Source organism: Bacillus sp. L_1B0_5, assembly GCF_000836715.1.
GTDB classification, from domain to species: domain Bacteria; phylum Bacillota; class Bacilli; order Bacillales; family Bacillaceae_G; genus Bacillus_A; species Bacillus_A thuringiensis_S.
The window spans coordinates 1-8,237 of sequence record NZ_JXIS01000137.1; the positions used below are offsets into that span (position 1 = coordinate 1).

The following is an 8,237-nucleotide window of genomic DNA, read 5'->3' on the forward strand; positions in this document are numbered from 1 at the left end:
CAAGTATCGAATATGTTAAAGAATCATGAGTTAGCAAAAGCAATTCGTGAGGTATCTTGGTCGCAATTTCGAGCCATGTTAGAATACAAAGCAATTTGAAATCATGTGTTATAGGGAGATCGTCTCTAGTGAAAGGTGGAACTATTACTGGATCTACAGAAGTAATAGGGTATTTTGAACCAATTGCAACTACAGGAGAGGTATATACTGTATTATTTGCTGGATCTGTAGTTGGCATCTCAACTGTTGAGAAATAAGTAAATCCAGCCTCTTTAATTAATTCTCTTAGAGCATCGACACTAAATACTTCTTGAAAACCTATAACATCACAGTTCATATTTAAAAGTTGGTCTTTTATCCATTTCTTCTTACTTTCCCATGCTTCGCTTGAATAAACTGAACCAGGGTTATACCATGCCATGGGTGGTTTGGAAAATTGATATAAGTTAAATGTTCCACAACGAATTTGCATAATTTTCTCCTTAATTTATTTTTAAATCTTACCTACAATATGATTTTGTATTCTTAGCTATAGATTGTAATTAATAGCATGTTTTTATTTATCCTTTTTTTAACATAAGATTTCTTCTTTAAAATGTGAAGGAGTGAAACACCAATTTTAGCGGAGAGATGAATCTTGGTAGGCATAAGCCTACATGTAATTTAAGAAATTGAGTGTCTTCAATTAGAAATTTTCTGATATAGTGGTGTAGTATAAGAATTTTTAAGGTAGCTCTTAAGAGAAGAGTGCATTTATATTAAAAAAATCTTGATATGAAAATCTAAATTGTATAATATATAGGTATATTATTATTGTGTTTAATTTTGTTTATTCCCACACCTTATGTGTTGTGGTTGAGTTGTAGAAGCAAGTTTTGTTCTTGTTTCAATTGTGAAAGGGCTTCTTTGAGCCGATTAGTGCACATATAGCTTGTTTTGCTATGCACATTTTTAATCGACTTGAAGAAGCCTTTTTTTGTTGTTTTCAAGTTTGCAGGTGGGGTTATTTATAATTCATAACATAACAAGATGAAAAGAGATAATGTTTGAATAGTATTAGTTGATCCAAAGAGTAATCTAAAGAGCCGAATGATATATTTACTGATATAGATAAGTTAGCGGAGAGTACGATTGAAGAACTACGGTTTTAATTATGTGAAGGTAGTTTATACAGGGGAAAAGGAAGAACTAAGTGATAGGAATACTTGGATCTTCCTTTTTTATTGCAACTAGAAATTTAGAGGGAATGATTATGAATATAAAAAATGATTTAGCGGAAAGATTTCGTTAAATTTTAATAAATAGAAGGAAAAGGAAAAATAAATTCATAAAGGGCTAGTTGAAGTACGATTCATTTGCATAATCGAGAGGGAAAATGTATTGGTGAAACGTCTTGTTTCTTGCTGACCAAGAGAATGCAGACTGATTAGTGGAGAGTAAGAGCGTATTACTACTCTTATAAAGGAAATTACATTAGAAAAGGGTCTGTCAGTGTTTACAATTTAGTTGTTACATCGGTCTAAAAGAATTTGGATGGAGAAGTAAATGCTAAGTGAGAACATGAACGACATTTCTAGAACTTGAACAATTGTGATTGCACCAATAATAGAAATTGTTCTTTTTGTTAAATAGTGAAAATTAGAAGCAGAAGAGATAAAAACGTTAAAGTGGACTGAAAAAGTGACAGAAAGAGAACAAGGACTAACATTAGTTATAAACATATCTAATAAGAAGTGCTATCGGATTTATACAGAAGGAGGAATATTACTGGAAAATATATGAATGTATATAAAATTTGAGGTGAATCTACCCAATTTCTATACATTAGTTGAATGAAATAGTAGATAACTCAGGATTATCTAACATCCATTTCTCAGTTGAATTTTCTTAGATAAATAGAATGAAATATAGTATGTTCTCGCTCATTTTTATAAAGATAAAATATCTTTTTATTTTTATAAAAATGAGTGAAACAGAACGATTCACCATATAAGAATATTCGACTATAATGAAGCATTGTACGTCATTGTAATATTAAGATGTTTTAAGATTAAAGTGATTATTAGTCATAAAATATGAGTTTCGAGACCTCAGCAAAATATTGCAATGCTTTATATACATGAGATTGTAAAAATTATTTTATTAAAATTACTGGAGGCTGATGAAATATGATAATAGATCATATAAGCAACAATGTAGTAAAAAAATTGGAACAAACGGTGCGCTATGAAAAGAAACAGGTACAGGTATTACGTGTAAGTAAAAGTAGTTCTAATATGCACGCTTACATGATTTTCCCAGAATTCTCAGAGGTTAAAATTTCAAATACTGAACTGGATGAATATATAGAAAATCTATCAACAAGTCTAAAATATGTCATTGATCGCAAGTTAAATCAACAAGAAATTGAAAAACAAAATCATTCTTTCATTATGACGTGCGCAGTTGAGGAAGATGGTGTTATAGATGATGAAACGATTCATTTTAATACGACGTATGTTAAGCCACCTACACTTGCGAGTAAGGTATTTAAGCTAGTGTGTGGTTTAGGAAATCGTCTGAATAGCTTAAAAGAGTTACATATAACAGTATTAAATAATAATATTAATCGAATTGAAATAGAGTTTTATAATGAAAATGAAACATATGTAGCAGTAGAAAAAGAAGAAATTGCAAATGCGATTATGGGGGCATATACAAAAGCAAATATCTATTATTCCGCAGATCTCCGTTATGTTGCAGAAGGAAATGAAATTAAATTAAAAAGCATTAAGCCAAAATTAGCGGGTGATGTGTTGTGAAGCGAGAAAAAGGGATGATTGGAGTTTTATGTATATTTGTTTTTATGATTCTAGTACTCATACCTTTACATACAGCTCATGCATCTGTAAAAGTGGATTTTAATGAATTGAAAGGAAATGATGTTTCTTCATCTTTTAAAGAAGGATTAAACAATCGAACAAAAACGAAAGAGAAAGACGATTCATTTGGGTCATCAATTATACAAAAAGTTGAGGGTATGTATGCACCAGCTTTTAAAGTAGGGGTAAATATCTTTTCTATCTCTTTCATATTAGGTGTTATTGTCATGGTTATGGCGTTAATTACAAAGAATGGCCAATGGATGAAATGGGCAACGGGGAGTATGATTTTCTCGTTCGTTAGTATGATGGCAATGAGATTAAGTGTATATTTCTTATTTAGTTCGGATGTATTTTCGTTTATGAACATTTTTACAGATTTTTTAGACCTGTTTAAATCAACAGCACTTATTTGTACACCCTTTATGTTAATTGCAGGAATTCGTTTACGAAGAATTCATGAGAGTACAAAACAACCTGAGTATTATCGCTGGTCTAATCGCGTAATAACGGGATCTTGTTTACTATGTATGTTAGCCGTACTGGCTCCATGGTTATTTGCGAATATGTAAAGAAATATATATAGATGCAAAAGGTACTGAATGTTCATTCAGTACCTTTTATCAACCCATCTGATTTTTCCTTTCGTATTCTGCAAATAGTTCCTCTGATATAGGGGATAATTCGTCAATTTTTAATTGTTTTTTGTTGTAAAGGATTTCCTTTTGTAGAATGAACCCTCCTTGTAGTAGAGCTGGTATGCCTACAAAACAGACGAGGAAGATAGAAACTAAAATAATATTTTACTTAGAAAAGTATTTCTCATGTTTAAAAATGACTTAATTTATTTTGAAAGGATTGCTTGTTTTGAAAAGAAATCAAGAATATGCCGCTTTACGAAATTCTATCTTGATAGGTTGGCTGCTCACAATTATCGCTATGGGCCTATCTATCTATTTTTCTTCAATTGTATATTTACTAATTGGATGTTTCATTTTGTCATTAAAATACGGATTAATGGGAACTATAAAGAATGTAGAAAAGCGTTTGCCAACTTGGGCTAATTTTGGAGTAATTGAAAAGCCAGTGAATCGGAGGGTGACAAGACCGTTTCAATTCCGGGGCGGACTCATTGCTTCATTAGCATTAGGATTCATAGAGATGGTGATAAAAGGTTTATGTATCTCATATTATATTTTAGGATTAGAAACTCATGTATATCGTTTAATGCGTAGAAACACAAGAGTGTGAAAGGAAGGCTTATATTATGAAAGTACTAATATTTGAATTAATTCTAATTGTGCTTCTGATACCGATAAATATTATGGTAAAAAAACATGCACCAAAATGGAAAGGGAAAGCCGGAGAAAAGATGGTAAAACGTATATTAAGCAAATTAGATCACGAAAGGTATCGGGTGTTACATGATGTGACGGTTCATACAGAGTATGGTGATACAACTCAAATTGACCATATTGTAATCGCAGAAACAGGTATATTTGTTATAGAGACGAAGAACTATGAGGGCTGGATCTATGGAAGTGAGAAGGCGGCAAGATGGACACAAGGTATTTTTAGAAAGAAACACTCTTTTCAAAATCCATTTCGACAAAACTATAAACACATGAAAGCAATTGAATGGGTGATGGATCAACAGCTGCCATGTATTTCTATTGCAGCGTTTCATTCAAAATGCAGTCTAAAAAGAGTAAATGTTCATTCTAAACATAAACATGTCCTATATTATAACGATCTAAAAAAATGTGTCGAATCCTATATTGATGTGAAACTAACAAAGGACGAGGTCGAGCATATATACCAAACTATTTTGCGAGCAAATATTACCGATAAGGATATTAAGAATAAACATGTGAAGTATTTACATAATAAGTTTGCTCAACAGTAAGAAATGGAGATAGGAACATGGTATATATAATTGGATTTTTGGTAATTATCGTAGTAGTTATTCGTCTTAACATGAAGTATTACCAGTTAAAAGGAAACTCAAAAGATTTTGTGATGAAAAAGAAGGATTAAGGATATATTTTAGTAATAGAGGTAATAGAATACGTATATTATTTTGGCCGTCACCAAAAGGCCATAAGAACCGTTTTACGATCAATAAATAAAATCACTATATAACTATTTATGGATGTTGGTGATAAAATAAATAAAAATAAACGGGAGGTTTAGTTGTGAAAGAAGTGTTAGATGTTGAAACGTATTTAAAGAAAATGAAAAATCAGAAAATAAATTATGACAAAGTATTAAGAAAAATGATTAAAGATTGGGGGGGAAGGAACGAAAGACCAAAAGTTTTACTTCATTCATGTTGTGCTCCTTGTAGTACTGCTTCATTGGAATTTCTTGTAGAATATGCAGATGTTACAATCTTCTTCTCAAACTCGAATATCCATCCGAAAAGTGAATATATGCGCCGCTCGAATGAACAAAAGGTTTTTGTAGAAAAGTTCAATGACCGTACAGGGCACACAGTAGGATTTATTGAAGATGACTATCGTTCGAATGTATTTTTTAAAATGGTAAAAAAAGAAGGTTTGGCAGAAGAGCCAGAAGGTGGACTTCGTTGTGCAGCCTGCTTTGATATGAGATTGGATCGTTCAGCTGAGGTAGCACAAGAAAGAGGATTTGATTACTTTGGTAGTGCGATTACTCTTTCTAAAAATAAAAATAGTCAATTAATAAATGAACTTGGAGTTGGTGTGCAACAAAATTATGATTCACGTTATTTACCGAGTGATTTTAAAAAAAGTAATGGATATCAACGTTCTATTGAAATGTGTAATGAATATGATGTTTTTCGTCAATGTTATTGTGGATGCTCATTTGCAGCAGAAAAACAAGGTATAGATTTACGGTCGGTGAACAAAGATGCAATAAATTATTTGAAAGAAAATAATCTTAGTTTGAAAAAAGAGATTTAATGGAGAGAAATTTGATGTGAAATTAACATATGATCTACAACAGAAACGTATTATGTTTCTAAATGATAAACGTAAAAAGCTAAAATTGTTTTGGGATAACTCCTTACTGGTTAAAGTTCTAGAGAAGAAAAAAACAATAAGGAGTGTTTTATTAATCGCGCATTGCCCCTGCCTCTCGAGAAGTCATTGCTCCTTGTCCGGCTCTTACATCATTTTGAATTTCTTGTTTCACTTTTTGTGCATCAGTTTCAGCAAAATCTGCTTTCATAACAGAACCAGGACTTTTTATAGCTTTTTTATGATCTTGCATACAACTCCTCCTTAACCTAACGTTTAACAACCTTATTATTTACAAAAATACACTCGGTATACCTTACTCAATTAATTGAACGTGTCTCATGTAAAGCACAAGGTAGGAATTAGATAAGTTTCCAAACATACTATTTTATATATGAATTCAATATTATAAAATCATTAATTTAATATATAAAATTAATAAGAATTATGATATGATAAAAGTAACAAAATACTTCTAAAACTATCTTGCAAAAGGACACACCTACGCATACATATGCCATAGGTGTGTCCTTTTTATTTGTTTTAAAACCTCGGAAACAAAAGGGGAGATATATGTTGTGTACTAATGAAATTACACCGGTAAATATACCTTAAAAAAGATTGTAAAAGCAAAAAAAGAATGAGAGAGGCACAGTATTGGAATATCCGGAATTTGAAAATCCCTCATTTAAACTTGTTTTTAACGATTACCCGAATTGGATTCAGGCTTATAGTTGTAATTATCGAGCGGTCAATTCAATTTATATTCCATTTATTTATTAGGTAGAGCGAAACGAATACTTAATGAAATCTTGGATTAAGTTTATTTGCATTGCATCATTCGTTTTTTAAATGACTGCATGTAGCAGTAAGATGCAAACAACAAATGACTCGAGACCTACCCAAACCATGCAAAAGGGCATACAACAGAGTATAGAAGGGCAACATATTGTTGATATTCCAGAAGCCTATAAGGGTTAAATTAAAAAACTTAGAAACAGTTAAAGGTAATAAATGGTAAATATGGAGATGCAGACGTGAACATAAACAGGAAAAAGCAGACCGTTAAATTACTTTTATTAGATAGACTTGAATCTGTATCTCAAAAATTTAAACTGAAGAGATGTGAAAGGAAGCATCTTAACTATAGAAGAATCAAATAAAAGGTAATAGATCGTGGACTACAAGCGGACAAGTATGACAGAAAATTAGCATATGTATTTGTGAAGTAATACATATAGACGAATTGAAGGTCAAATCAGGATATGGCATTGTAGCTTATATTTAAAAAACTAACATTACGCTGCTGCCATAAATGATAGAAAGCGAAAAAGAAGCAAAAGTATCAAAGGTTGGCGTGTGGAGTATATAAGATGTTGTAGAGGAACAAAAACAGCTTTATAAAACCATCATGATGTGGATAAGTGCTCGATGTATACTGAATCAGTTGTAATACAAATACTCATACAAAAATGGAGGTTTCATAAATGAATGAGAACAAAAGAAATATGATCTTATCCTTTATTATTTCAATAATATTTATTTTCGCGAGTCTATTGTCATTTAGTAGTAATGAATATGTGTATGTTATCTTAAAAATTGGTGCTGCAGCTGGTGTAATTAATATTGTAATGATGAGCGTTTTCTTGTATTTTCAAAGAGAAAAAACAGGAAATCTGTTGAATTAATACAGTAAGGTTTCATAGTTTCCTTACCCGTATTAAAAAGAAAAGAGGGATGACTGGGAAGATATCAACAATTGGATACAGTCTATTGAAATAGGGTACTCGAAACACGGAAATAAACTAGTCATATATTAGCAAATGTTTTGCATTAAAAAAACAGGTGAGGCGAAAATAAGATGTCGATCATTCAAAAGTATCACATTGCAATTGCTTGGACGATAGCTACTAGTGCAATGCTTATCAGTTTAATTTTTAGTGAATGGATGAAGCTGCCTCCATGTGATTTGTGCTGGTATCAAAGGATGGCCATGTATCCATTAGTATTAATATTGGGTATAGGAATGTATAGAAAAGACCCTAATGTAAGTATATATGCATTTCCATTTGCATGTATTGGATTAATAATATCGGTCTATCAAATTACGATTCAGGCTTTTCCAACAAGTGAAATGAAGATATGTTCAGTAGGTGTTTCTTGTACAGAAGATTATTTGAATTTGTTTGGTTTCATCTCGATCCCTATGCTATCTTTTGTTGGGTTTTTAGCCATCATAATACTTCTATATATTAAATCTGATAGGGAGACAAGAGAACAAACAACATAATGTCTATGAATAATGTACTCAAGTAAACACAAAATATTTATGAATGGATAATTAAAATGAGGGTGTTGCAAAACTAAAATAAAT

The 8,237-nt window shown here is 31.4% G+C and carries 8 protein-coding genes and 3 pseudogenes; 8 read left to right on the forward strand and 3 right to left on the reverse strand.

Features of this window, described 5'->3' with window-relative positions; translation table 11 throughout:
- Nucleotides 1-472, reverse strand: a pseudogene (locus RT27_RS29735) (hypothetical protein); the annotation flags it as partial.
- 1,696 nt (nucleotides 473-2,168) lie between these two features.
- Between RT27_RS29735 and RT27_RS29740 the strand changes: the two are divergent.
- Together RT27_RS29740 and RT27_RS35005 are read left to right on the forward strand one after the other, a co-directional pair.
- Nucleotides 2,169-2,801 (forward strand): hypothetical protein, encoded by a 633-nt coding sequence (locus RT27_RS29740; protein ID WP_000582596.1) that lies wholly within the window; start codon nucleotides 2,169-2,171, stop codon nucleotides 2,799-2,801.
- A complete protein-coding gene (locus RT27_RS35005; RefSeq protein ID WP_043938732.1) occupies nucleotides 2,798-3,433 on the forward strand; it encodes a hypothetical protein in 636 nt (211 codons plus the stop codon). The genes RT27_RS29740 and RT27_RS35005 overlap by 4 nt, the downstream gene beginning before the upstream one ends.
- A 51-nt stretch (nucleotides 3,434-3,484) precedes the next feature.
- Here the strand turns inward: RT27_RS35005 and RT27_RS35945 are convergent.
- Nucleotides 3,485-3,722, reverse strand: a pseudogene (locus tag RT27_RS35945) (hypothetical protein); the annotation flags it as partial.
- A 6-nt stretch (nucleotides 3,723-3,728) separates the two neighbouring features.
- Between RT27_RS35945 and RT27_RS29750 the strand changes: the two are divergent.
- The 3 genes from RT27_RS29750 (at nucleotide 3,729) to RT27_RS29760 (ending at nucleotide 5,806) form a co-directional block, all read left to right on the forward strand.
- Complete coding sequence (locus RT27_RS29750) at nucleotides 3,729-4,112, forward strand: hypothetical protein (RefSeq protein WP_043938734.1); 384 nt, start codon at nucleotides 3,729-3,731, stop codon at nucleotides 4,110-4,112.
- 16 nt (nucleotides 4,113-4,128) lie between these two features.
- Nucleotides 4,129-4,767, forward strand: coding sequence for a nuclease-related domain-containing protein (locus RT27_RS29755; RefSeq protein WP_043938735.1), 639 nt, complete (start codon nucleotides 4,129-4,131; stop codon nucleotides 4,765-4,767).
- Nucleotides 4,768-5,095: 328 nt separating this feature from the next.
- Nucleotides 5,096-5,806 (forward strand): epoxyqueuosine reductase QueH, encoded by a 711-nt coding sequence (locus RT27_RS29760; RefSeq protein WP_231577720.1) that lies wholly within the window; start codon nucleotides 5,096-5,098, stop codon nucleotides 5,804-5,806.
- Nucleotides 5,807-5,957: 151 nt separating this feature from the next.
- Here RT27_RS29760 and RT27_RS35505 read toward each other — a convergent pair whose 3' ends face one another.
- Nucleotides 5,958-6,116, reverse strand: coding sequence for a hypothetical protein (locus RT27_RS35505; RefSeq protein WP_001150989.1), 159 nt, complete (start codon nucleotides 6,114-6,116; stop codon nucleotides 5,958-5,960).
- A 599-nt stretch (nucleotides 6,117-6,715) separates the two neighbouring features.
- Here RT27_RS35505 and RT27_RS35950 point away from each other — a divergent pair.
- The 3 genes and pseudogenes from RT27_RS35950 to RT27_RS29770 all read left to right on the forward strand — a co-directional run bounded on the left by RT27_RS35950 (nucleotide 6,716) and on the right by RT27_RS29770 (nucleotide 8,153).
- Nucleotides 6,716-7,235: pseudogene (locus RT27_RS35950) on the forward strand (thermonuclease family protein).
- A 115-nt stretch (nucleotides 7,236-7,350) separates the two neighbouring features.
- Nucleotides 7,351-7,551, forward strand: coding sequence for a hypothetical protein (locus RT27_RS29765; protein ID WP_043938736.1), 201 nt, complete (start codon nucleotides 7,351-7,353; stop codon nucleotides 7,549-7,551).
- A gap of 173 nt (nucleotides 7,552-7,724) precedes the next feature.
- A complete protein-coding gene (locus RT27_RS29770; protein WP_043938737.1) occupies nucleotides 7,725-8,153 on the forward strand; it encodes a disulfide oxidoreductase in 429 nt (142 codons plus the stop codon).
- Nucleotides 8,154-8,237 lie beyond the last annotated feature (84 nt).

Bases quoted from the DNA above. Each gene is read 5' to 3' on its own strand.
- RT27_RS29740 (WP_000582596.1), top strand. From the start codon at position 2,169: ATGATAATAGATCATATAAGCAACAATGTAGTAAAAAAATTGGAACAA.
- RT27_RS29755 (WP_043938735.1), top strand. From the start codon at position 4,129: ATGAAAGTACTAATATTTGAATTAATTCTAATTGTGCTTCTGATACCG.
- RT27_RS29760 (WP_231577720.1), top strand. From the start codon at position 5,096: ATGAAAAATCAGAAAATAAATTATGACAAAGTATTAAGAAAAATGATT.
- RT27_RS35505 (WP_001150989.1), bottom strand. From the start codon at position 6,116: ATGCAAGATCATAAAAAAGCTATAAAAAGTCCTGGTTCTGTTATGAAA.
- RT27_RS29765 (WP_043938736.1), top strand. From the start codon at position 7,351: ATGAATGAGAACAAAAGAAATATGATCTTATCCTTTATTATTTCAATA.
- RT27_RS29770 (WP_043938737.1), top strand. From the start codon at position 7,725: ATGTCGATCATTCAAAAGTATCACATTGCAATTGCTTGGACGATAGCT.